Source organism: Stenotrophomonas sp. GbtcB23 (assembly GCF_019091045.1).
In the GTDB taxonomy this organism is placed as follows: domain Bacteria; phylum Pseudomonadota; class Gammaproteobacteria; order Xanthomonadales; family Xanthomonadaceae; genus Stenotrophomonas; species Stenotrophomonas rhizophila_A.
In genome coordinates, this window is the sequence record NZ_JAGXKC010000002.1 from 51,376 (window position 1) to 72,344 (window position 20,969).

General features: G+C 67.4%; 21 protein-coding genes and 4 tRNA genes. 13 read left to right on the forward strand and 12 right to left on the reverse strand.

Features of this window, described 5'->3' with window-relative positions:
- Positions 1–179 precede the first annotated feature (179 nt).
- A complete protein-coding gene (locus KVS69_RS01095; RefSeq protein ID WP_093534152.1) occupies positions 180–887 on the reverse strand; it encodes a phosphatase PAP2 family protein in 708 nt (235 codons plus the stop codon).
- Complete coding sequence (ispG, locus tag KVS69_RS01100) at positions 868–2,133, reverse strand: flavodoxin-dependent (E)-4-hydroxy-3-methylbut-2-enyl-diphosphate synthase (RefSeq protein WP_093534150.1); 1,266 nt, start codon at positions 2,131–2,133, stop codon at positions 868–870. The genes KVS69_RS01095 and ispG overlap by 20 nt, the downstream gene beginning before the upstream one ends.
- Positions 2,134–2,217: 84 nt before the next feature.
- On the opposite strand from ispG, the gene KVS69_RS01105 reads away from it, so the two are divergent.
- Positions 2,218–3,444, forward strand: a complete 1,227-nt coding sequence (locus tag KVS69_RS01105; protein WP_217535935.1) for an ATP-binding protein — start codon at positions 2,218–2,220, stop codon at positions 3,442–3,444.
- Positions 3,441–4,019 (forward strand): response regulator transcription factor, encoded by a 579-nt coding sequence (locus tag KVS69_RS01110; protein WP_210132283.1) that lies wholly within the window; start codon positions 3,441–3,443, stop codon positions 4,017–4,019. The genes KVS69_RS01105 and KVS69_RS01110 overlap by 4 nt, the downstream gene beginning before the upstream one ends.
- A 94-nt stretch (positions 4,020–4,113) precedes the next feature.
- Here the strand turns inward: KVS69_RS01110 and pgi are convergent, their stop codons facing one another.
- The 6 genes from pgi to pcnB form a co-directional block, all read right to left on the reverse strand.
- Positions 4,114–5,625 carry a glucose-6-phosphate isomerase gene (gene pgi / locus KVS69_RS01115; protein ID WP_217535936.1) on the reverse strand — a complete coding sequence of 504 codons (1,512 nt, stop codon included), beginning with the start codon at positions 5,623–5,625 and terminating at the stop codon, positions 4,114–4,116.
- The gene (panD, locus tag KVS69_RS01120) at positions 5,622–6,002 is read right to left on the reverse strand and encodes an aspartate 1-decarboxylase (RefSeq protein WP_068850963.1); all 381 of its coding nucleotides are present in this window, start codon (positions 6,000–6,002) and stop codon (positions 5,622–5,624) included. Before panD ends, pgi begins: the two co-directional genes overlap by 4 nt.
- A 674-nt stretch (positions 6,003–6,676) precedes the next feature.
- Complete coding sequence (gene panC / locus KVS69_RS01125; RefSeq protein ID WP_068850960.1) at positions 6,677–7,519, reverse strand: pantoate--beta-alanine ligase; 843 nt, start codon at positions 7,517–7,519, stop codon at positions 6,677–6,679.
- Entirely contained in the window at positions 7,516–8,331 is an 816-nt protein-coding gene (panB, locus tag KVS69_RS01130; RefSeq protein ID WP_217535937.1) for a 3-methyl-2-oxobutanoate hydroxymethyltransferase, read from the reverse strand. Before panB ends, panC begins: the two co-directional genes overlap by 4 nt.
- 31 nt (positions 8,332–8,362) lie before the next feature.
- A complete protein-coding gene (gene folK / locus KVS69_RS01135; protein WP_217535942.1) occupies positions 8,363–8,851 on the reverse strand; it encodes a 2-amino-4-hydroxy-6-hydroxymethyldihydropteridine diphosphokinase in 489 nt (162 codons plus the stop codon).
- A gap of 3 nt (positions 8,852–8,854) precedes the next feature.
- A complete protein-coding gene (gene pcnB / locus KVS69_RS01140; RefSeq protein ID WP_217536085.1) occupies positions 8,855–10,225 on the reverse strand; it encodes a polynucleotide adenylyltransferase PcnB in 1,371 nt (456 codons plus the stop codon).
- Between the two features lie 50 nt (positions 10,226–10,275).
- Here pcnB and KVS69_RS01145 point away from each other — a divergent pair.
- Positions 10,276–10,350: transfer RNA gene (locus tag KVS69_RS01145), tRNA-Glu, on the forward strand.
- Between the two features lie 63 nt (positions 10,351–10,413).
- On the opposite strand, the gene KVS69_RS01150 is transcribed toward KVS69_RS01145, so the two are convergent.
- Positions 10,414–11,835 carry a sugar porter family MFS transporter gene (locus KVS69_RS01150; RefSeq protein WP_217535945.1) on the reverse strand — a complete coding sequence of 474 codons (1,422 nt, stop codon included), beginning with the start codon at positions 11,833–11,835 and terminating at the stop codon, positions 10,414–10,416.
- Between the two features lie 248 nt (positions 11,836–12,083).
- On the opposite strand from KVS69_RS01150, the gene fdxA reads away from it, so the two are divergent.
- Positions 12,084–12,410, forward strand: a complete 327-nt coding sequence (fdxA, locus tag KVS69_RS01155; RefSeq protein WP_068850945.1) for a ferredoxin FdxA — start codon at positions 12,084–12,086, stop codon at positions 12,408–12,410.
- 546 nt (positions 12,411–12,956) lie between these two features.
- Here fdxA and KVS69_RS01160 read toward each other — a convergent pair.
- Complete coding sequence (locus KVS69_RS01160; protein WP_184124069.1) at positions 12,957–13,466, reverse strand: hypothetical protein; 510 nt, start codon at positions 13,464–13,466, stop codon at positions 12,957–12,959.
- A gap of 28 nt (positions 13,467–13,494) precedes the next feature.
- On the reverse strand, positions 13,495–14,388 hold the full coding sequence (gene dapA, locus KVS69_RS01165; RefSeq protein ID WP_068850938.1) for a 4-hydroxy-tetrahydrodipicolinate synthase: 894 nt from the start codon (positions 14,386–14,388) through the stop codon (positions 13,495–13,497).
- 163 nt (positions 14,389–14,551) lie between these two features.
- Between dapA and KVS69_RS01170 the strand changes: the two genes are divergently transcribed.
- The 9 genes from KVS69_RS01170 (at position 14,552) to KVS69_RS01210 (ending at position 19,736) form a co-directional block, all read left to right on the forward strand.
- Entirely contained in the window at positions 14,552–15,112 is a 561-nt protein-coding gene (locus KVS69_RS01170) for a glycine cleavage system protein R (RefSeq protein ID WP_019183297.1), read from the forward strand.
- Positions 15,113–15,193: 81 nt separating this feature from the next.
- Positions 15,194–15,673 carry a peroxiredoxin gene (locus KVS69_RS01175; protein ID WP_217535948.1) on the forward strand — a complete coding sequence of 160 codons (480 nt, stop codon included), beginning with the start codon at positions 15,194–15,196 and terminating at the stop codon, positions 15,671–15,673.
- A gap of 81 nt (positions 15,674–15,754) precedes the next feature.
- Positions 15,755–17,155, forward strand: coding sequence for a PhoH family protein (locus KVS69_RS01180; RefSeq protein ID WP_068850934.1), 1,401 nt, complete (start codon positions 15,755–15,757; stop codon positions 17,153–17,155).
- Complete coding sequence (locus KVS69_RS01185; protein ID WP_217535951.1) at positions 17,152–17,655, forward strand: hypothetical protein; 504 nt, start codon at positions 17,152–17,154, stop codon at positions 17,653–17,655. The genes KVS69_RS01180 and KVS69_RS01185 overlap by 4 nt, the downstream gene beginning before the upstream one ends.
- A 55-nt stretch (positions 17,656–17,710) precedes the next feature.
- Positions 17,711–18,520, forward strand: a complete 810-nt coding sequence (gene thiD, locus KVS69_RS01190; RefSeq protein WP_217535954.1) for a bifunctional hydroxymethylpyrimidine kinase/phosphomethylpyrimidine kinase — start codon at positions 17,711–17,713, stop codon at positions 18,518–18,520.
- Complete coding sequence (locus KVS69_RS01195; RefSeq protein ID WP_217535957.1) at positions 18,517–19,356, forward strand: alpha/beta fold hydrolase; 840 nt, start codon at positions 18,517–18,519, stop codon at positions 19,354–19,356. The genes thiD and KVS69_RS01195 overlap by 4 nt, the downstream gene beginning before the upstream one ends.
- A gap of 61 nt (positions 19,357–19,417) precedes the next feature.
- Positions 19,418–19,494 (forward strand) — tRNA-Arg (locus KVS69_RS01200).
- 56 nt (positions 19,495–19,550) lie between these two features.
- A tRNA-Arg gene (locus KVS69_RS01205) sits at positions 19,551–19,627 on the forward strand.
- 32 nt (positions 19,628–19,659) lie between these two features.
- Positions 19,660–19,736: transfer RNA gene (locus tag KVS69_RS01210), tRNA-Arg, on the forward strand.
- A gap of 53 nt (positions 19,737–19,789) precedes the next feature.
- On the opposite strand, the gene KVS69_RS01215 is transcribed toward KVS69_RS01210, so the two are convergent.
- Positions 19,790–20,938: an alpha/beta fold hydrolase gene (locus tag KVS69_RS01215; protein ID WP_217535961.1), complete on the reverse strand. Its 1,149-nt coding sequence runs from the start codon at positions 20,936–20,938 to the stop codon at positions 19,790–19,792.
- Positions 20,939–20,969: the final 31 nt, after the last annotated feature.

A 20,969-nucleotide genomic window follows, 5' to 3' on the forward strand; every position in this document is an offset into this window, starting at 1 on the left:
CGACGGGGTCGGACGATAACAAGGAAGTATTTCCCCCATCAGCGCATTCTGATGCCCGCGTCACATCCGTGCCGGGCTACCCCTGCCCCACGCCTATCACCCCAGGCCATATCGGTTTATTGGACCTATGACGGTCCGCGGAAACCCCTGCCGCATCCGGCCCGCTCCCAGCAGGCCGGTCAGTGCCGGCGGCGCCAGGGATGGCGGCGGCGGAACATCACCAGGAAACACCCTACCACCCAAACCAGCGCGGCACACCATCCGGCCAGGATGTCGGACGGGTAATGCACGCCCAGGTAGATGCGTGACAGGCTGACCGAGCCGGCGAACAGCACGCCGAACACCAGCGCCGGCCAGCGCCAGCGGGTGTTCCAGGCCAGCAGCACCAGCACGGCGGCGAGGGTCATCGAGCCCATGGCGTGGCCGCTGGGGAAGCTGTAGGTACTTTCCGGGGCGATCGACTCCCACAGGGTCGGCCGGTCGCGCTGGAAGAACTGCTTGCTGCCGATGTTGAGCAGGGCCGAGCCGGCGAAGCTGAGCGCGGCAAAGCTGGCTTCACGCCAGCGCCGGCGCAGCAGCAGCACGGCAACGATCAGGATGTCGGCCGGGATCACGCCCCACTGGTAACCGATCCGGGAAATGAACACGAACGCGGCATCCAGGCTGGGCCGGGCCACGTCATGCATTTTCCACAACAGCGGGGCGTCGAAGTAGAACGCCTCCAGCTCGTGCACTTCGTCGGCCAGGGCCACGAACCCGGCCAGCGGCAGCAACACGCCGGCAAACAGCAGCACGAAGCGCCAGGCATTGCGCGCCATCCAGTGGCGGACGCCGGCGGCCGGCTCCGGCGCGGCCAGCACGGCGGGCTTATCCGACGCTTCGGACATACTTGCGTTCGACGTACTCGTCGATCAGCGCCACGAATTCCTGGGCGATGTTGTCACCGCGCAGGGTGACGGTCTTTTCGCCGTCGACGAACACCGGTGCGGCCGGGGTTTCACCGGTGCCGGGCAGCGAGATGCCGATGTTGGCGTGGCGCGATTCGCCCGGCCCGTTGACGATGCAGCCCATCACGGCCAGGGTCATGTTTTCCGCGCCGGGATGGCTCACCTTCCATTCGGGCATCTTGCCGCGCACGTGGTTCTGCACGACCTTGGCCAGCTCCTGGAAGAACTCGGAGGTGGTGCGGCCGCAGCCCGGGCACGCGGTGACCAGCGGGGTGAAGGCGCGCTGGCCGGTGGTCTGCAGCAGTTCCTGGGCGACGATCACTTCCTGCGTGCGCGACTGGCCCGGTTCGGGCGTCAGCGAAATGCGGATGGTGTCGCCGATCCCTTCCTGCAGCAGCACGGCCAGCGCCGCCGAGGAAGCGACGATGCCCTTGCTGCCGATGCCGGCTTCGGTCAGACCCAGGTGCAGGGCGAAGTCCGAACGCTGGGCCAGGTCGCGGTACACGGCGATCAGTTCCTGCACGCCGCTGACCTTGGCCGACAGCACGATGCGGTCGCGCGGCAGGCCCAGTTCCACGGCGGTGTGCGCCGAATCCAGCGCTGAACGGATCAGCGCTTCGCGCAGCACCCGGCCAGCGTCCCAGGGCTGGGCGCGCTGGCTGTTTTCGTCCATCAGGCGCGCGGCCAGCGACTGGTCCAGCGAACCCCAGTTGGCGCCGATGCGGACCGGCTTGTCGTAGCGGATCGCGAACTCGATGAGCTGCGCGAACTGGGTGTCCTTCTTTTTGCCGAAGCCGACGTTGCCCGGGTTGATCCGGTACTTGGCCAGCGCTTCGGCGCAGGCCGGTTCCTGGGTCAGCAGCTGGTGGCCGTTGTAATGGAAGTCGCCGATCAGGGGGACCTCGATCCCCATCATCCGCAGCTTTTCCACGATGCGCGGAATGGCGGCGGCCGACTCGGGATTGTTCACGGTCAGGCGCACCATTTCCGACCCGGCCCGCCACAGCTCGGCCACCTGCTTGACACTGGAGGCCACGTCGGCGGTGTCGGTGTTGGTCATCGACTGGACTACCACGGGCTGGCCCCCACCCACGACCACGCCGCCGATGCGGACAGGCTGGGTCTGGCGGCGGGCCCACACGGTGGTGTCGGAAGGTTGGGTCGGTTGGCTGACGGCGTCGTGCATTCCCCATTTTAACGCACCCGCGCGCCCCCGATGCGGCCGATTGTCGCAGGCAGCGAACCGCGCAAGCGCATACGATGGCAGCCGATGACCGGTACCGACGCCCCCTTCCTACGCACCCTGTGCAGCCTGCGCTGGCTGGCCGTGGCCGGCCAGGCCGCGACCATCCTGGTGGCCAGCTGGGTCCTGGGGCTGGAACTGCCGCAGCTGCCGCTGTGGTCCGGGGTGCTGGTGCTGATCCTGTTCAACCTTTACGCGCAGCTGCGCGTGCTGGATGCCGATACCGCGCCGCTGACCGCGTTCTGCCACATCCTGGTGGACGTGGCGGTGCTGACCTGGATGGTGGGCTGGAGCGGCGGGGTGGGCAATCCGTTCGGCTCGCTGTTCCTGATCCTGATCGCACTGGCCGCGCTGGCCCTGCCGGTGCGCTGGACGCTGGCCGTGGCCGCCGCCTGCCTGATCGGCTATGCGGTCAGCGGCATTTTCGGCAAGCCGCTGCCGCATGGTTACTTCACGGCGATGGACCTGCACCAGTGGGGCGTGGTGGCCAACTTCCTGCTGTCGGCGGCGGTGGTGCTGGCCTTCGCCACCCGGCTGGCGATGGCACTGCGCCGACGCGAACACGAACTGGCCCTACTGCGCGAACGCTTCGCGCGCAACGAGGGCATCGTGGCGCTGGCCACCCATGCCGCCTCGGTAGCGCATGAACTCAACACCCCGCTGGCGACCATGACCCTGCTGGCCGACGACATCGCCGACCAGACCGACAACCCGGAAGTACGTGACGATGTCGACACGTTGCGGGAGCTGCTGGTGCAGTGCCGCGAACGGGTGCTGGCGCTGGCGCGCCCGGCCGCCGGCCAGGCGCGCGGCAACGCGCCGGTGACCCTGCCGCAGGTGCTGGAGCAGTGGCAGCTGGTGCGCCCGACCATCACCCTGAGGCGCAACGAGGATGCCCCGCTGCAGCAGCCGCTTGACCCGGGCATCGGCCACCTGCTGATGGTGCTGCTCAACAACGCCGCCGATGCCGGCGAACAGGCCGAACGGCCGCAGGTGGACCTGACCCTGCGTATCGAAGGCAGCGACCTGATCGGCGAAGTGCGCGATTACGGGCGCGGCTTCGACGCACGCGAGGCGGTGCTGCCCGGCACCCTGTTCAACAGCGGCAAGACCCAGGGCATGGGCGTGGGCCTGGCCCTGTCCCATGCCACCATCGAGCGCCTGGACGGCGAGTTGTGGATGCGGCCGGCGCAGGGCGCCGGCACCCGCGTCGGCTTCCGCCTGCCCCTGGCTGCACCGGAGATTTCGCCATGAATACCCCCACCCTGCCCGCCTCCAGCCACGGCCTGCTGGTCGATGATGACGAACTGTACCTGCGCACGCTGCAGCGCAGCCTGGCCCGCAAGGGGCTGGAAACGGTGACCGCCAGCGACATCGCCTCGGCGTTGGTGCTGGCGCGGCAGCAGCCGCCGGCCTACGCCCTGATCGACCTGAAGCTGGGTTCGGAATCCGGCCTGTCGTTGATCCAGCCGCTGCGGGCACTGCGCGAGGACATGCGCATCCTGCTGGTGACCGGCTACGCCAGCATTGCCACCGCGGTGGAGGCGATCAAGCTGGGCGCCGATGACTACCTGCCCAAGCCGGCCACGGTGCCGATGATCCTGCGTGCGCTGGGCGAGGAAGACGACGGCCCGGCCGACGATGGCGAGATGGAGCCACCGGATGCGATGACCCCGATCAGCCGCCTGCAGTGGGAACACATCCAGCAGGCCATGCATGAAACGGGCGGCAATGTGTCGGCGGCGGCGCGCCTGCTCGGCATGCACCGGCGGTCGCTGCAGCGCAAATTGGCCAAGCGGCCCAGCCCGGAGCGCGATCCGACGAGGTAATGGCGGGATCGCGGCGCGACGACCAACGGTCGTCGCCTACCGGGAATCCCGATAGGCGAACCGGTAGGTATCGACCGTTGGTCGATACTGCTTGTCAGCGCAAATGCCCCAACAGCTCCAGCGTCACCGGATCGGTGATGCCATGCGCTTCACCCTGCAGCGCCGGCAACAGCTGGCTGGCCAGCTGCTTGCCCAGCTCCACGCCGAACTGGTCGAAGGCGTTGATGTTCCAGATCAGCGACTGCACGTACACGGCATGTTCGTACATCGCGATCAGCGCACCCAGCGACTGCGGGGTCAACGCGTCCAGCAGGATGAGCGTGCTCGGGCGTCCACCCGGGTACTCGCGGTGCGGATCGTCGCTGCCCTGGCCGTTGGCCAGTGCTTCGGTCTGCGCCAGCAGGTTGGCCATCAGCGCCTGGTGGTTGATTTCATACGGGTCGTCATTGTGGACGCAGCCGATGAAATCGGCCGGAATCACGCTGGTGCCCTGGTGCAGCGCCTGGAAGAAGCTGTGCTGCACGTCGGTGCCCGCCCCGCCCCACCACACCGACACGGTGTCGCTGCCAACCGGGCTGCCGTCCAGCTGCACGCGCTTGCCCAGGCTTTCCATCACCAGCTGCTGCAGGTAGGCCGGCAGCAGCGCCAGGCGCTGGTCGTAGGTCATCACCGCATGCGTGGCATGGCCGAGCAGGTTGCGGTTCCAGATGTCGGTCAGGGCATGCAGGACCGGCAGGTTCTGCGCCAGCGGCGCACTGAGCGCATGCGCGTCCATTTCGGCCGCACCGGCCAGCAGCTGTTCGAAACGCTCGAAGCCGATTGCCAGCGCGATCGGGAAACCGACCGCCGACCACAGCGAATAGCGTCCGCCCACCCAGTCCCACATCGGCAGCACGCGGCCGGCGGCGATCGAGAACGCCTTGGCGGCACGCTCGGGATTGGCGCTGACGGCGTACAGGCGGTCGCTGCCGCCCAGCCAGTCATGCAGGATCTGCCCGTTGAGCAGGGTTTCCTGGGTGCCGAAGGTCTTGGAAATCAGGATGCCGGCGGTGGTGGCCGGGTCCAGCGTGGCCAGCGTGCGCTGCATGGCGGCGCCGTCCACGTTGGAAACGAAATGCACGCGGAAGCGCGCGCCGGTGACCGGACGCAGCGCGTCGGCGACCAGGCGCGGACCGAGGTCCGAACCGCCGATGCCGACGCTGACGATGTCGGTGACAGTGGTCTTTTCCAGCGCGGCGATCAGTTCGCCCATCTGCGCACGCACCTGCGCGGCGGTGGCGAAGGCTTCTGCGGCGACCGGGGCGCCACTGACATCGCCACGCAGGGCGGTGTGCAGCGCGGCACGGCCTTCGGTGACGTTGACCGTCTCACCGCGGAACAGGCGCTGGAAGCCGCCGGCGACATCGCGCTCGGCGGCCAGCTGCAGCAGCGCGTCCAACGCCGCGCGGTCGTACTTCTGCCGCGCGAAGTTGGCATACAACGGACCGAGCCGCAGCCCCAGCGATTGTGCGCGACCGGGTTCGGCGGCGATCAGTGCGGGGATGCTCGCGCCACGCAGGCGCTGGGCATGGGAGTGAAGCGGGTCGAATCCGTTGGTCTGTGTCATGCGGCCTGGGTCGGGATGCTGTCGTTGGTGTGGGAGATCTGGTTGTTGCCGTCCACATATACCAACTTCGGCCGGAAGCTGTCAGCTTCTTCTTCACTCATGCTGGCGAAGGCGGCAATGATGATGATGTCGCCGACCTGAACGTGGCGCGCGGCGCCGCCGTTGAGCGAGACCACGCCGCTGCCCGCTTCGGCGCGGATGGCATAGGTCGAGAAGCGCGCACCGTTGGTGACGTCCCAGATGTGCACCTGCTCGAACTCGCGGATGCCGGTGGCCAGCAGCAGGTTGTCATCGATGGCGATGGACCCTTCGTAGTTCAGCTCCGAATGGGTCACGGTGGCGCGGTGGATCTTGGTCTTGAGCAGGGAGAGGTGCATGGCACGGGACGACGTAAAGGAAAGGGAAATTCTAGCACCCGGGGGCTAGATGGCAGTTACCAGGCGTGGCCCGCTGCCGGCGGTTCAGGCAGATGACGGGCCGTGGTTTATGGCGAACAGCCTTGGGGCAGGGTTTCCCTGGCTTGGCGGGACGGTGCGGGTTTGCGGGGGACGCCGTGAACCCATCCTTGGGGGCTTGGTCGCGGCATCCATGCCGCTCACACCCCCACAAACCCGCCCCGACCCGCCTTTTGACAGTGTGTCGTTGCCACGGGAAAAGCGGAGGGCGGCCTTTTGCCGTCAACTGGCCTCGATTTGGGTCATGCGTAACCGCACGCTGATCCGTTCACGGCGGTTGTTTGGGAACCAACCCTACCGGGGTCGCGGCGCCCGACTGTTGCCGACCAACGGTCTGCATTCCGCGTTTCCCGTGGTCTAAAGCCAACTGTCGGAGGGTCGGCCGGGGCGGGTTTGCGGGACCGTAGAAAACATGGATGTTTTCTACGAGCCCCCATGGACGGGTTCACGGCGTGTCCCGCAAACCCGCACCGGTCGGCCCAGCTCAGACCGAGGCTCAGCTATCGGCTGTTTGCCAGATTGCGTGAAGCAGTCGGCCTTGGGGCCGACTGGCAGGGATCCAGCGCAATCCCTTGCCGGCGCTCACCCAATCGCTATCAGAACTCGAGGTTGTCGATCAGGCGGGTGTTGCCGATGCGCGCGGCGATCAGGGCGACACGGTTGCCGTCTTCACTGTCGGCCGGCTCGGACAGGTCCGGCTTGCGGACCACGGCGTAGTCGACCTGGAAGCCGGCGGCCTGCAGGGCCGCGGCGGCTTCTGCTTCGATCAGGCTGCGGGTCTTGCCGGTGATGAAGCCTTCGCGCATGCCCAGCAGCACCTGGTGGATGGTGGTCGAGACCGGGCGCTGTTCGGCGTTGAGGTACTGGTTGCGCGAGCTCATGGCCAGGCCATCGGTTTCGCGCACGATGTCGCCGCCCACGATCTGGATCGGGAAGGCCAGGTCTTCCACCATCTGGCGGATCACCGCCAGCTGCTGGTAGTCCTTCTTGCCGAAGGCAGCCACGTCCGGCTGGACCTGGTTGAACAGGCGCGAGACCACGGTGCACACGCCGTCGAAGTGGCCCGGGCGGTGGGCGCCTTCGAGCAGGCTGGAAATGCCCGGCACGTTCACGCTGGCCGCCAGCTCCACCCCGAACGGGTACATCGATTCGACCGTGGGCAGCCACAGCACGTCACAGCCGGCCTGCTCCAGTCCGGTGGTGTCGGCTTCCGGGGTGCGCGGATAGCGGGTGAAATCTTCGTTCGGGCCGAACTGGGTCGGGTTCACGAACACGCTGGACACCACGCGGTCGGCGTATTGCTTTGCCAGGGTGACCAGTGAGTAATGGCCGGCGTGCAGGTTGCCCATGGTGGGGACCAGCGCGACGCGCAGGCCCTCGCGCTTCCAGCCGTTGACGACGGCGCGCAGGCGGGACAGTTCGGTGACGGTGTCGATCATGAGGCGTAGGCGTGTTCTGCGTCGGGGAAGGAGCCGTCGCGCACGGCGTCGGCATAGGCACGGACCGCGCCGGCGACCGACCCGCCTTCGGCAAGGAAATCCTTGACGAACTTGGGACGGCGGTGGCCGCTGTCCAGGCCGAGGAAATCGTGCAAGACCAGCACCTGGCCGTCGCACTGCGGGCCGGCGCCGATGCCGATGGTGGGCGCGGACACGGCGGCAGTGACCTCCGCTGCCACCGGAGTGGGCACGCACTCCAGCACGACCAGGGTGGCGCCCGCGTCGACCGCAGCCTTGGCATCTTCAACCAGCTGGCGGGCCGCATCTCCCCTGCCCTGCACGCGATAGCCGCCCAGGCGCAGCACCGACTGCGGGGTCAGGCCCAGGTGCGAACACACCGGGATCTCGCGCTCGACCAGGTAACGGATGATGTCCAGCTTGAAACCCGCGCCTTCGATCTTGACCATCTCGGCACCGGCCTGGAGCAGGCGCAGCGAAGCGTCCAGCGCGCGCTCGGGGGTGGCGTCGGCACCGAAAGGCAGGTCGGCCACCAGCAGCGCACGCTGCAGCACGCGGGCCACGGCGCGGGTGTGGTAGACCATGTCGTCGGTGGTCACCGGCAGGGTCGAATCGTGCCCCTGCACCACCATGCCCAGCGAATCGCCGATCAGGATCAGGTCGACGCCATTGGCGTCGAACGCACGCGCGAAGCCGGCGTCGTAGGCGGTCAGCATGACCAGCTTCTGGCCGTTGCGCTTGGCCTCGGCCAGTGCGGGGACGGTCCAGGGCTTGCTGTCTGCGTGGGTACTCATGAGCTGATAACCGGTGGCGATAAGCCCCGCATTATCCTCCTATTGGCGCGATCCCGCAGGCCTCGATACGCATCGCAGCGTCCCGCACGCGGCCCTGCCCCGGAATCATCGCCCCAGGGGCGATCTCGGCCAGCGGCAGCAACGCGAACGCGCGCTCGTGCAGGTAGGGGTGCGGCACCTTCAGCTGCGGCAGGTCGATCACCGCCTCGCCGTACAGCAGCAGGTCCAGGTCGAGCGTGCGCGGGCCCCAGTGCACGGCCGCATCGCGGACCCGGCCGAAGTCGCGCTCGATGCCCAGCAGGGCCTCGAGCAGTGCGATCGGTTCCAGCCCCGTCTCGAGCAGCGCGGCGGCATTGACGAACGCCGGCTGGTCTTCATTGCCCCAGGCCGGCGTGCTGTACAGCTGCGAGCGCGCCTGCAGCGTGGTCAGCGGCAGCGCGGCCATGGCCGCGAACGCCGCGCGGAGGGTCTGCGCTGCGTCGCCGAGGTTGGCGCCCAGTCCAATACAGGCCAGGGTCACGGCTTACTCGCCTGCATCGCCACCGGGACGACGACGACGGCGACGGCGCTTGCGCGGTGCCCCGTTTTCGTCCAGCTCGCCTTCGGCCTGCGCGGCGTCCAGCGTGGAATCCAGCTCGGGCCCGGATTGCAGCTGGGCTTCGCGCCAGAACTCCACATCGGCCTGGTGCTCGCTGGAGGCCACCTGGCGCAGCGCCAGGAAGTCGAACGCGGCACGGAAGCGCGGGTGGGTCAGGGTGCGCACCACGCGCTTGCGCTGGCGCGAGCTGAAACGGCCCTGCAGCAGCCAGATTTCCTGCATCGGCAGCGAGAACCGACGCGGCAGCGCGATGGTGGTCAACTGGTGCAGGGTGACCCGGTCGGCGGCACGGCGCTGCGCTTCTTCCAGCTGCACGCCCTGCTTCTGCAGGGTCGCCAGCGCGCGGCAGAACGCCGGCCACAGCAGCAGCGCGAACAGGAACGAGGGCGAGACCGGCTCGTCGTTGGCCACGCGCTGGTCGGTGTTGTGCAGGCCTTCGATGACCATGCGGCGCAGCGCGCCACTGCGGTTGCTGCGCAGCGCGGCGGCACTCTCCGGGAACAGCACGTCGAGCAGGCCGTAGCGCTCCAGCCCCTCGAAGCTGGCCACGCCGTGACCGGACAGGAACAGCTTGAGCACTTCTTCGAACAGGCGCGCCGGCGCGGCTTCGCCCAGCAGGCTGGCCAGGCGCGGCAGCGGTTCGGCGCTGGCGTCGTCGATCTGGAAGCCGAGCTTGGCGGCCAGGCGCACCGCGCGCAGCATGCGCACGGGATCTTCCTGGTAGCGCTTTTCGGGATCGCCGATGAGTTTCATCAGGCGCGCCTGCACGTCTTCAAAGCCGCCGGTGTAATCGCGTACCGAGAAATCCTCGATGGCGTAGTACAGGGCATTGCAGGTGAAGTCGCGGCGCACCGCATCGTCTTCGATGCTGCCATACACGTTGTCGCGCACCAGCATGCCGTTTTCCATCTCGCGGTCGCCGCTGCCATCGTCGATGTTGGCGCGGAAGGTGGCCACTTCGATGATTTCACGGCCGAACACCACGTGCGCCAGCCGGAAGCGGCGCCCGATCAGGCGGCAGTTGCGGAACAGCGACTTGACCTGCTCCGGCGTGGCATCGGTGGCCACGTCGAAATCCTTGGGGTTGCCGCCGACCAGCAGGTCGCGCACGGCGCCACCCACCAGGTAGGCGCCAAAGCCCGAGTCGCGCAGCCGGTACAGGACGCGCAACGCGTTGGGGCTGATGTCCTTGCGGGAGATGTTGTGCTGGTCGCGGGGGATCACGCGCAGACTAAACGGTGATGTAGCGGAGGAATTGATGTTGGCGCTTCCGGTTGAAGTTTCGGGATTGCCCAATGGCATCGAGGTCCATATACTAGCGCGCTGCGCAGTTCGCGACAAAGCATGCTCCCTTCGTCTAGAGGTTAGGACGTGGCCCTCTCAAGGCTAAAACAGGGGTTCGAGTCCCCTAGGGAGCACCATTTGCCGCGCCAGCCGACGAAAAACCCCGCCTTGGCGGGGTTTTTGCGTTGTGGGGCCGGGCCTCAACCCTCCATCTGCTCCAGCTCCTTGCCCTTGGTCTCGCGCACGTAGCGCAGCACGAAGAAGATCGAAGCCACCGCCGCCACCGTATAGATGCCGTAGGCGCCAGCCAGGCCGATGCCGGCCAGCAGGATCGGGAAGGTCACGGTGATGGCGAAATTCGAGGTCCACTGGGCCGCGCCGGCCACCGCCAGGCCCGAACCGCGGATCTGGTTGGGGAACATCTCGCCCAGCATCACCCACATGACCGGGCCCCAGGACATGTTGAAGAACACCACGTAGACGTTGGCCGCCACCAGCGCCAGTCGTCCCATGCCGTCGGACAGCTGCAGGTGGCCATCGGCCAGGGTGCCGCTGGCAAAAGCCACCACCATCAGCGCCAGCGCCACCGACATGCCGACCGAGCCGACCCACAGCAGCGGCTTGCGGCCGACCCGGTCGATCAGCACCACGGTCAGCAGGCAGGCGCCGATGCTGAGCGCGCCGGACAGCACATTGATCAGCAGTGCGTCGTTTTCGGAGAAGCCGACCGCCTGCCACAGCACCGCGCCGTAGTAGAACACCACGTTGATGCCAACCAGCTGCTGGAACACGGCCAGGCCGATGCCGACCCAGACGATGCCGCGCAGCTTGCCGGTGCCCTTGTCGACCAGGTCCGACAGCCGCGGGCGATGCTGGTCCTGGGCCAGCGAGCCTTCGATCTCGGCAATCTTGGCCTGGGCCTCTGCGGCGCCGTACAGCCGGGTCATCACGGCCAGCGCATCGGCGCGACGCCCCTTCACCACCAGGTAGCGCGGGCTTTCCGGGATCCCCAGCAGCAGCACCAGGAACAGGGCCGACGGAATGGCCTGCATCCAGAACATCCAGCGCCAGGCCTCCTGGCCCAGCCACAGCGGCTCGGTCGAGGCGCCGGCAGCGCGGGCCAGCAGGAAGTTGCTCAGGAAGGCGCAGAACAGGCCGCTGATGATGGCGATCTGCTGCACGGTGGCCAACCGCCCGCGGTACCGGGCCGAAGCCACTTCAGCGATGTACGCCGGCGACATCACGCTGGCGGCGCCGACCGCGAAGCCACCGATCACCCGTGCGATCACGAACGCCAGCGAGCTGTGCGCCGAGCCGGCGCCCAGTGCCGACAGCAGGAACATGACGGCGGCGATGATCAGCACCCCGCGCCGGCCGAGGCGGTCGCCCAGGCGGCCGGCGAAGAAGGCGCCGATCGCGCAGCCCAGCAGCATGGAGGCGACCTCGAAGCCGATCCCGGCCTCGCTGGACTGGAAGGTCTGCTTGAGGCCATCGACGGTGCCGTTGATGACGCCGCTGTCGAAGCCGAACAGGAAGCCGCCGATGGTGGCGACGCAGCTGATCAGCACGATGAAGGAGGTGTTCTCGCCGCGAGCGGCGTTGGCTGCAAGTGTGGTGGACATGAAGGGTCCTGGCAGGAGTGGGACAGCAACGGGTCAGCGCAGCGGGGTCTCGTCCGGCAGGTTCTCACACGCCCTGCCTGCCCACAAAGGGCTGCCAGGGCCTGATCTGCCTGCGTCTTGGCCGCCCGGGTGTCTACCGGTAGGCATCGGCATCTAACCGCACCCACCGGCTCCGGCGCATCGTGCACTGCGACAAAGCCGCAACTGTTCTAGAATTGTCCGGCTTACTGTCGGATCCAGATCCAGCCATGCCCTTTGTCGTCACTGAAAACTGCATCAAGTGCAAACACACCGATTGCGTGGAAGTGTGCCCCGTGGATTGCTTCCACGAAGGTCCGAACTTCCTGGTGATCGACCCGGATGAGTGCATCGACTGCACCCTGTGCGAGCCCGAATGCCCGGTCAACGCGATCTTCCCCGAAGACGACGTGCCCGCCGGCCAGGAAAAGTTCGTGGAACTCAACGCCGAGCTGGCCAAGGCCTGGCCGGTACTGACCGTGCGCAAGGACCCGCCCGCCGACGCCGGCGAGTGGGACGGCAAGCCGGACAAGCTCCAGTATCTGGAGCGGGGATAGGCAAAAAGGCGCCGTTGGCGCCTTTTTTGTTTGGATCGGTGGCCATCTGGAACCCACCGGGCCTGTAACGGTTCGGGGCCCATGGTTGATTGATCCGGATCCCAATGGGCCCGTAACAATTCGTAGCCCCGGCCGTTGGCCGGACACCGCGCGCAGCGCGGCCCAAGCGTCCGGAGCCGATGGGTTATCGCTTGCGGCCAACATCCCGGCGTTTAAAGGTTCCGAAACCGCCCGTCAGGCGTTCATGACGCCTGATGCACGGTTTCGTTTTGGTTGCACACCCGGATATACGGTCGCGACCGACAGCATGTCAGGCTCCGGACCCTTGGGCCGCGCTGCGCGCGGTGTCCGGCCAACGGCCGGGGCTACGAACCGTTACGTAACGCCCGCAAATCGGGATCAATCAACCATGGGTGGGCAACCGTTACGGGCCCATTGGGAACTGGATCAACCCACCATCTGCCCGGGACCGTTACGGATTGCCCCGAACGTTTACCGGCCCATCCGGGCCCACAGGCCCGGCCGGCGGCCGGACCCATGTCAGCATCATTGCGCCAGCTTCGCCTTCAGCTCACCCAGCAGCTTGGTCGGGGCTGCGCCAGTAGCCGGCAGGCCGCGCGGGTCGACGGCCGAAATGTAGGCGCCGGCTTCGACTGCGACCACGCGGATCAGGAAATCGCTGCCTTCGAAGGCCACGTCGTAGGAGCCCAGCAGCTGGGCCTTGCTGGCGACCTTCACGCCCTCAACCGACTCAAGCGCCGTGCCGACCTTGCCGAACACCTCGTCCTTGCTGCCCGGGACGGTGAAACCGGCATTGTTGGCGGCCGGCGCCTGGGACGAGGCCGGCTTGGCCGCCTGCGAGGCCAGCACCGGCACCTGCGCGGCCGGGCTGGCGCCCGGGGCGTTCAGATCCGGCGGGATTTCCAGCGGGCGCACTTCCGGCGCCAGTGCGTAGTCGCCCTTGACGCCGCGCTTGCAGCCGGTGACACCTGCCAGGGTGGCGGTGGCCAGAATCGCGAACGACAGCACGCGGATGGCGGAAACGGATTGACGCATGTGAATCTCCTGGGTCAGGCCACTGATGTCAGTGGCTGGAAAGGGCTTCGAGCGCACCGATGTCGGTGGCCAGGTGTTCGGCGGCGGCGTGGTGGGCGGCCGACAACGACAGCAGCGGCAGGCGCAGGCCGTGGCCGATGCCGATCCGGCGCAGCAGGTCTTTCACCGGGATGGGGTTGGGTTCCACCCCGCAGAATTCATGGAACGGCTCCAGCCGGGCATCCCAGGCCTCGGTGGCCTCGCGTTCGCCGGCCGCGGCCAGGTCGCACATGCGCCGGTAGGCACCGGGCAGCGCGTTCGAGCCGACCGAGATCAGCCCATCCACCCCCGACAGGATCGAACGGGCGGCCGTGCCGTCATCGCCACTGAGGATCGCAAAGGTCGGCGACCGAAGCGCCAACAGCGCCTGGACCCGGCCCACATCGCCCACCGCTTCCTTGATGCCCACGATGTTCGGGTGCGCGGCCAGCTCGGCCACCGTTTCCGGCAGCATGTCGCAGCCGGTGCGGCCCGGCACGTTGTACAGGATCACCGGCAGGCCGCCCTGGTCGGCCACCGCCCGATAGTGGGCGATCAGCCCGGCCTGGGTCGGGCGCACGTACGGCGGGGTCACCACCAGCGCGTGGGTCGCGCCGCTGGCCGCCGCCCGGCGGGTCTGCTCGATCGTTTTGGCGGTTCCGGACAGGCCGGTACCCGCCAGCACCGGAACCCGCCCGGCCACGGTTTTGACCGCACTGCGCAGCAGCTGGTCATATTCGTCATCGGACAGGGTCGCGGCCTCGCCGGTCGACCCGGCCACCACCACCCCGTGAACGCCACCCTCCAGTTGCAGGTGCAGCAGGCGCTGCCAACCGTCGGGATCCAATGCGCCATTGGCCTGGAAAGGCGTGGCCAGCGCGGTGATGAGACCGGAAAGGGACAAGGAAACGATGCTCGGAAGTAAGGGGGACGAACGCCGCTGGAAGCGCGGTCGGACGTACGTTGCATGTTACTTGCGGGTCGAAAGCGCGGGCAAGTATGCTGGACTCCGGCGAACGCGCCGTCGTCGGCGCCGTTCAGACTCATCCCGCATTACCGGAACCACCTTGACCGACACCACGCCGCGGCCTGCGCCGACCGAAAACCATCTCCTGATCAACGCCTACACGACGCATCCGGAGTCCCCCCTGCTGCCCGTCACCCGGCGCATCGCCGACAGCGGCTGCAATCTGGTCGATGCCCGCCTTGCCACCGTGGGCCGCGATGTCTCCGTCACCGCCCTGGCCACCGGCTCCTGGGACTCGGTGGCCAAGCTGGAAGCCATGCTGACCCGGCTCGAGCGCGAGGAAGGCCTGAAGCTGGTGTGGTACCGCACCGGTGCCAAACAGGCACAGTCCAACCTGCTGCCCTACATCGTGGAAGTGATCGCCGCCGACAAGCCCGGCATCCTGTTCCAGCTGGCCGATTTCTTCGACCGCCAGGGCATCACCATCGAAAACCTGCAGAGCACCCGCTACCGGGCCATGCAGACCGGCGCGGAAATGTTCTCGGCACAGGTCACCATCGGCGTGCCCGCCAACATGCACATCGCTGCCCTGCGCGACGATTTCCTCGAATTCTGCGACCACCTCAACCTGGACGCGATCATGGATCCGATGAAGTTCTGACGGCTTCGCGCGTTCATCACCAACGCGCGGTGTTTCATGCAGTTGTAAGACGCGTCACTCAGGCTCCGCAGCAAGGACCTCATGAACAACGGCGATACCCTGGACAGCACCACCCTCGCCCTCCCGCTGGCCCTGTCCGGCGGCGACCACACCACCCTCGGCGATCTCGCCGGCCAGTGGCTGGTGCTGTACTTCTACCCCAAGGACAGCACCCCGGGCTGCACCACCGAGGGCATCGACTTCAACGCCCTGCTGCCGGCGTTCAAGCGTGCCGGCGCCCGGGTGCTCGGCGTCTCCCGCGACTCGGTCAAATCCCACGACAACTTCTGCGCCAAGCAGGGCTTTGCCTTCCCGCTGGTCAGCGATGGCGACGAAGCGCTGTGCAGCGCGTTTGATGTGATCAAGCTGAAGAACATGTACGGCAAGCAGGTGCGTGGCATCGAACGCAGCACCTTCCTCATTTCGCCCGACAGTCGTATCGTGCAGTCGTGGCGCAAGGTGAAAGTGGCCGGCCACGCCGAATCCGTTCTTGAAGCCCTGAAGGCCGCGAAAGCCCAGTGATCCACCTGTACCCCACAATGGCCATCACCCTGCCCTGCAGGTCGTGATGGCTTGTCCCTGTTCTGCCACCAGGAAATGACGATGACCCGAGGCAAGCGCATCTACGTTCTGGATACCAACGTGCTCATGCACGATCCAACCGCGCTGTTCAAGTTCGAGGAGCATGATGTCTACCTGCCGATGCAGGTGATCGAAGAGCTGGACAACGGCAAGAAGGGCACGTCCGAAGCGAGCCGCAACGCCCGCCAGGTGAGCCGCTTCCTCAACGAGCTGGTGCAGGCCTCGGGCCTGGACAACCTGGCCGACGGCATTCCGCTGCAGCGCCCGAACGGGCTGCAGCTGCGCGGCAAGCAGAGCGTGGGCCTGCTGCGCTTCCAGACCAGCCACTTCGATGCTGGCAAGAGCTTCGGCGCGGTGATCCCGGACAACGCCATCCTCGGCGCGATCCTGGCCCTGAAGGAACAGGTGCCGGAGATTCCGGTGGTGTTCGTCTCCAAGGACATCAACCTGCGGATCAAGGCGGCCATCGCCGGGATCGTGTCGGAAGACTACGAGAATGATCGCGCGCTGGACGATTTCAGCCTGCTCTACACCGGCGCCACCGAGCTGCCGGAAGACTTCTGGAAGAAGCACACCGACGACCTGCGCAGCTGGAGCGACAAGGGCCGCACCAGTTACGAAATCCTGGCCAAGGATGACGAAGACTGGCATCCCAACCAGTACGCCTACCTGCCGGGCGACGATGAAGTCGAACTGCGGGTGGCCAAGGTCGATGGCAGCGGCAAGGTGATCCTGTCGCTGGTCAACGATTTCCGGCATGGCAGCCATGCGGTATGGGGCATCAGCGCACGCAACCGCGAGCAGAATTTCGCGCTCAACGCGCTGATGGACCCGGAGATCGATTTCGTCACCCTGCTCGGCACCGCCGGCACCGGCAAGACCCTGCTCGCGCTGGCCGCCGGCCTGGCCCAGACCATGGACCAGCAGCGCTACCGCGAAATCATCATGACCCGCGCCACGGTCAGCGTGGGCGAGGACATCGGCTTCCTGCCCGGCACCGAGGAGGAAAAGATGACCCCGTGGATGGGCGCGCTCACCGACAACCTGGAAGTGCTCACCCACACCCAGGAAGGCGGCGCCTGGGGCCGTGCGGCGACCAACGACCTGATCGCCAGCCGGATCAAGATCCGCTCGTTGAACTTCATGCGCGGGCGCACCTTCCTGTCGCGTTACCTGATCCTGGACGAGGCGCAGAACCTCACCCCGAAGCAGATGAAGACGCTGATCACCCGTGCCGGCCCCGGCACCAAGATCGTCTGCCTGGGCAACGTCGAACAGATCGACACGCCCTACCTGACCGAAACCACCTCGGGCCTGACCTACGCGGTGGACCGCTTCAAGAACTGGCCGCACAGCGCGCACATCACGCTGCGCCGTGGCGAGCGTTCGCGCCTGGCCGATTACGCTTCGGAGGTGCTGTGAACCGTTCCCTGACCCGTGCGTTGCTGCCACTGGCGCTGGCGGCCGTTGCAGCTGCCTGCACGCCTTCCAACACCCGCCCCGGGGCCACCGTGCCGACGGCGGTCAAGACCGGCCAGTCGTGGGTGGTCACCCGCCCGCTGGTGGTTGCCCAGGTCCTGGATACCTGCTCCCGTCCCAGCCCCGGCCAGACGCCGGGGCGGGTCACCGGCTACTGGGCACCCAGCCGCCAGCAGATCGAACAGCTGGAAAGCCGGTTGCCCACACTGGAAGCGCAGGTACCCAACGTCACCGATTTCGACCGCCAGTATGTCGGCATCGAAGTGGAAGGACGCAAGCTGATCTACCTCAACGCCTTCCACCTGCCCGACCACGGCGACATGGACCCCGCGCGCGAAGCGATCCGCGTGTGCGATGGTGGCAACCAGTTCTGGGGCGCGCTGTTCGATCCGACCAGTGGCGAGTTCTCCGAGCTGCAGTTCAACGGCGGCTTCGGCGGGTAGCGCCACGCCCTGCGCGGCTGCCGCCACGTCCGGGGCGGCATGGCACAATCGCGAAATGAGCCCTTCCACCCCCGTGTCCGTCCTCACCATCGCCGGTTCCGATTCCGGCGGTGGTGCCGGCATCCAGGCCGACCTGAAAGCCTTCGCCGCGCACCGCGTGCACGGATTGTCGGCGATTGCCGCGCTCACCGCGCAGAACACCCGCGGCGTGACCGCCGTGCACGTGCCGCCCCTGGATTTCCTGCAGGCGCAGATCGACGCCTGCTTTACCGACTTCGACATCCATGCGGTCAAGCTGGGCATGCTGGCCAACGCCGAGGTGATCGGTCTGGTCGCCGACGCGCTGGAAAAGCATCGCCCCACCCACGTGGTGCTGGATCCGGTGATGGTGGCCACCAGTGGTGCGCGCCTGCTCGAAGACAGCGCCCTGGACGCGCTGCGCACGCGGCTGCTGCCGCTGGCCACGCTGCTTACCCCGAACACCCCGGAAGCCGAACTGCTGCTCGGCCGTCGTATCGTCAGCGCCGATGACGCGGAGGATGCCGCCATCGCACTGCTCGACCTCGGCGCCGGTGCGGTATTGCTCAAGGGTGGCCACATGGCCGAAGGCGCGCGCGTGATCGATCGCTACTTCGATGGTGTCACCCGCGAGGAGTTCAGCCACGCCCGCCTGCCGGTAGACGCGCATGGCACCGGCTGCACGCTGGCCTCGGCGATCGCCGCGCAGCTGTGCTGCGGGTTGTCGCTGCCCAACGCCTGCGAAGCCGCCATCGACTACGTCGCGCGCGGCCTGCAGGGCGGTTACACGCCGGGCCGCAGCGCGGTGCTGGTGCTGGATCACTTCGGCGCGGCGTGCCCGGCATGACGCGCGCGCTGGCGGTACCGGTCCAGAGCGACGATGGCCATCGCTTCGAACTGATCGGGCGCGTGCCCGCGCAGCCGCGCGCGCAGCTGCTGTGGCTGCCGGCGCTGGGCGTGTCGGCGCGCAATTACCAGGCGTTCGCCGATGCACTGGCGGCATGCGGCATCAGCGTGTTCCTGCACGAGTGGCGCGGCAACGGCAGCAGCAGCCTGCGCCCGTCGCGCACGCAGGATTGGGGCTATCGGGAAATCCTCGAGCAGGACCTGCCAGCCAGCCTGGCGGCGGTGCGCCTGCACGGCAACGTGCCGCTGATCATCGGCGGGCACAGCCTGGGCGGGCAGCTGGCCTGCGTGTTCGCCGGACAGCACCCGGACCTGTTCGCCCGGTTCTGGCTGGTGGCCACCGGCACCCCGTTCTGGCGAACGTTCCCCGCCCCGCGCCGCTGGGCCCTGCCGCTGGTGTACCGGTTCCTGCCGTGGCTGGCGCAGCGCCAAGGCGTCCTGCACGGGCGCCGGCTCGGCTTCGGGGGCACCGAGGCGCGCGGCCTGATCCGCGACTGGGCACGCGTGGGCCTGAACAACCACTACGCCGGCACCGGCATCCACGCGGACCTGGAGGGCGGCATGCGGCGACTGCGCGGCCAGGCCAGCGCGGTGGTGATGGCCGACGACTGGTTCGCTCCGCCGGGCTCGATGCAGGGGCTGCTGGTGAAGCTGCCCCTGGTCGTTTCCACATTGTCGGTCCTGCCCGCAGGCGCACTGGGAACCCGGGCAGATCACTTCGCATGGATGAAGTCGCCGGAGGCCGTGGTGAAGGCACTTTTTCATTCATTTGAATGAAGTCCTTCACAAAAGCGTTGACGGATGCGGCGTCGATCCGCATAATTCCGCTCCTGTTGACGCGCCCGTAGCTCAGTTGGATAGAGTACCTGGCTACGAACCAGGCGGTCGGGAGTTCGAATCTCTCCGGGCGCACCATCAACAGGCTGGCAGTTTCGCCTCTGCCGGCAGCAACACCACAACGTGATGTAAATGCGCCCGTAGCTCAGTTGGATAGAGTACCTGGCTACGAACCAGGCGGTCGGGAGTTCGAATCTCTCCGGGCGCACCACTACATCGCGGCAACAACCAGACAATGCAAGCGCGCCCGTAGCTCAGTTGGATAGAGTACCTGGCTACGAACCAGGCGGTCGGGAGTTCGAATCTCTCCGGGCGCACCATTGCATCGAAGACGAAAAAAGGCAGCCACGGGCTGCCTTTTTCGTGTGCGCGTTCATGACCGGATCGGGTCGCCGGCACGTACCGCCGACATGGCCATCCGGTCCGCTTCGCGCGGGATCTCCGGCGCCGGGCAGCGGCCACCGGCATGCTCGTCATGCGCCAGCCAGTCATCGACCACGCCGCCGAGCAGGTCCAGCCGCAGTGGCAGGGTGATGTGGTCTTCGCCACGCATCTCGATGTAATGCACGCGCGGGCTGGCGGCGGCCAGCGCACGCCCCTGGTCCACCCGCACGTGTGCGTCATCCTGGCCGTGCAGCAGCAGCACGCAGGCGCGCGTATCGGCCAGCGCACGGGTCACGTCCACCGTGTCCAGATCCAGGTCCAGGCGCTGGCTCGCAGCGGCGATCACCGCATTGATGTCCTGTCCGCCGTAGCGCCAGCGACCATACGCGGCCATCGCCTGCGCCTTCCATGCGGTGGGCTGCAGCGACATCAGGTGCGGGATCATGCTGCGGATCGCCTCGCCGGCGTTGGCGAACGATTCCATCGCCACCACGCCGGTGACCCGATCGCCGAGCTTGTCGGCGGTGAACAGCGCGGTTGCCGCGCCGTAGGACACGCCGAACAGGTACAGCGGCCCGACCACTTCCCCACGGCGCTGCAGCGCGTCGATCACATCGATCACGTCATCGGATTCGAACGTCCCATAGCCCGACGGCCCGGCACCGGAATGGCCATGGTTGCGCAGGTCGATGGTCACCACCCGGTAGCCGGATTCGGCCAACTGCAGCGACCACGGCAGCATCGAATCGCCGTTCATCATCCAGCCGTGCAGCAGCACCACGGTGCCACGCGGCGCCTGCGGCTGGAACGGCTGCGGCAGGGCCAGCTGCAGCCCGGTGTTCAGGGGCTCGCCGTTGTCATGCTGCTGCGCCAGGTAGTGATAGCGCAGCCCGTAGCGGCCCGGATCGAAGGCGCGCCAGAACAGCGGCACGTCGGCGCGGCCGGTCACGAACCCATGGCGGTTGGGGACCGCCTCCACCGCTTCGGCGATGCGCGCGGTATCGAGCAGCGTGGAAACGCCGCCGGGCGCGACCAGGCGGTCGCTGAGCGAGGTGGAGGCAGCGGATGAGGTGAGCGATGAGCACGCGGCCAGCCACAGGCCGGCCCCGGCCAGCGCGAGCAGCAGCAGGCGTTTCATGGGCACAGGAGTTCACATTGAGCCGCGCAGC

Coding starts and splice junctions, on each gene's coding strand:
- KVS69_RS01095 (WP_093534152.1), bottom strand. CDS start 887: ATGTCCGAAGCGTCGGATAAGCCCGCCGTGCTGGCCGCGCCGGAGCCG.
- ispG (WP_093534150.1), bottom strand. CDS start 2,133: ATGCACGACGCCGTCAGCCAACCGACCCAACCTTCCGACACCACCGTG.
- KVS69_RS01105 (WP_217535935.1), top strand. CDS start 2,218: ATGACCGGTACCGACGCCCCCTTCCTACGCACCCTGTGCAGCCTGCGC.
- KVS69_RS01110 (WP_210132283.1), top strand. CDS start 3,441: ATGAATACCCCCACCCTGCCCGCCTCCAGCCACGGCCTGCTGGTCGAT.
- pgi (WP_217535936.1), bottom strand. CDS start 5,625: ATGACACAGACCAACGGATTCGACCCGCTTCACTCCCATGCCCAGCGC.
- panD (WP_068850963.1), bottom strand. CDS start 6,002: ATGCACCTCTCCCTGCTCAAGACCAAGATCCACCGCGCCACCGTGACC.
- panC (WP_068850960.1), bottom strand. CDS start 7,519: ATGATCGACACCGTCACCGAACTGTCCCGCCTGCGCGCCGTCGTCAAC.
- panB (WP_217535937.1), bottom strand. CDS start 8,331: ATGAGTACCCACGCAGACAGCAAGCCCTGGACCGTCCCCGCACTGGCC.
- KVS69_RS01150 (WP_217535945.1), bottom strand. CDS start 11,835: ATGTCCACCACACTTGCAGCCAACGCCGCTCGCGGCGAGAACACCTCC.
- fdxA (WP_068850945.1), top strand. CDS start 12,084: ATGCCCTTTGTCGTCACTGAAAACTGCATCAAGTGCAAACACACCGAT.
- KVS69_RS01160 (WP_184124069.1), bottom strand. CDS start 13,466: ATGCGTCAATCCGTTTCCGCCATCCGCGTGCTGTCGTTCGCGATTCTG.
- KVS69_RS01175 (WP_217535948.1), top strand. CDS start 15,194: ATGAACAACGGCGATACCCTGGACAGCACCACCCTCGCCCTCCCGCTG.
- KVS69_RS01180 (WP_068850934.1), top strand. CDS start 15,755: ATGACCCGAGGCAAGCGCATCTACGTTCTGGATACCAACGTGCTCATG.
- thiD (WP_217535954.1), top strand. CDS start 17,711: ATGAGCCCTTCCACCCCCGTGTCCGTCCTCACCATCGCCGGTTCCGAT.
- KVS69_RS01195 (WP_217535957.1), top strand. CDS start 18,517: ATGACGCGCGCGCTGGCGGTACCGGTCCAGAGCGACGATGGCCATCGC.
- KVS69_RS01215 (WP_217535961.1), bottom strand. CDS start 20,938: ATGAAACGCCTGCTGCTGCTCGCGCTGGCCGGGGCCGGCCTGTGGCTG.